The sequence below is a fragment of the Massilia sp. MS-15 genome (genome assembly GCF_020176695.1).
GTDB classification, from domain to species: Bacteria; Pseudomonadota; Gammaproteobacteria; order Burkholderiales; family Burkholderiaceae_D; genus Telluria; species Telluria hydrophila.
This window is the reverse complement of record NZ_JAIWIA010000099.1, coordinates 1-1,108: the sequence shown is the minus strand read 5'-3', so window position 1 is coordinate 1,108 and position 1,108 is coordinate 1. Positions and strand designations below refer to the sequence as shown.

Annotated in this window: 1 protein-coding gene; it reads left to right on the top strand. The window is 51.4% G+C overall.

Features of this window, described 5'->3' with window-relative positions; all coding sequences use genetic code 11:
- On the top strand, positions 1 to 1,108 hold a 1,108-nt coding region (locus LCI23_RS20445), incomplete at both ends, for a P-loop NTPase fold protein (RefSeq protein ID WP_224948277.1).

The following is a 1,108-nucleotide window of genomic DNA, read 5'->3' as shown; positions in this document are numbered from 1 at the left end:
ATTTAGATCGTCGGCAGATTGTTGAATTCGTCGCCAGCATCGTGACCCAAACAGAAAATCGCCCCCTCGTCCTAGCGATAGATTCGCCTTATGGCACCGGTAAGTCGACGTTCGTTGAAATGCTAAATGTGACGCTGACGCAGCAGAATTTCCAGACCGTGCACTTCAATGCATGGAAGGCCGATCATGTTTCCGACCCCCTCATTGCAATGGTGGCCGCACTCGACAGAGCCGTTCCGCGCACGCCTGTCTCAGCTGAGACACTGGACCGGGTTAAGGCCATCACCGGAGTTGTCGTCAAAAAGGGGATTGCCGTTGGCGCCAAGTTGCTGACCAGCGGATTACTCGAAGTGGCTAACGAAATAGAAGAGGCAGTGGCCGACGCGGCAGGTGACGTCGCGGGTGACATAATCGATTCCTTCGAAAAGGAGCAGGAGGCAATCGAGTCGTTCAGGTCCGAGTTGGGCAAAGTCGTTGCCAAGCTGCCCTACCTTGATAGAAATCCAACCTTAGTTTTCTTTATTGACGAGCTTGACCGCTGCCGCCCTGATTTCGCCATGCAGCTTCTAGAACGTGTGAAGCACATGTTTGATGTGCCCAACTTAGTATTCGTGTTGTCTGTGGATAAAAAGCAACTGGAAGCAGTAACAGCGGCAGTCTACGGAGAGCGGATCGACGCTGTCGAATACTTGCGAAAGTTCATTGATCTGGAATTTACTCTGCCCAGCCCGGCCATCAAAGACTTCGTGAACAGTACCATCAAGCGTGCCGGATTAGATGCCGATTTCAATGCACGCTCAGTGAGTGATAAGGACTCAATCGTTCGCTTCATCACATTCTTGGCTTCGATCTATGGAATGAGCTTGCGGTCTATCGAGCGGTCGATCGTAAGGCTGAAGCTTGTCGTGGCAGCGGTGCCGAAAAATTACGAAATGAATCCAGTCCACGTCGCTTTGCTGGTCGTTCTTCGGTCGGTCGACAAGGATATGTACGATAAATTGCTCAGTAAGAGAATCAACCCCATGACCGCATTGCAGTACTTTAGATCTCTCCCTCATGCCGGTAGCCGGCTTGAAAGTCGCGACGGACAGATCCTTGAGGCAATTTT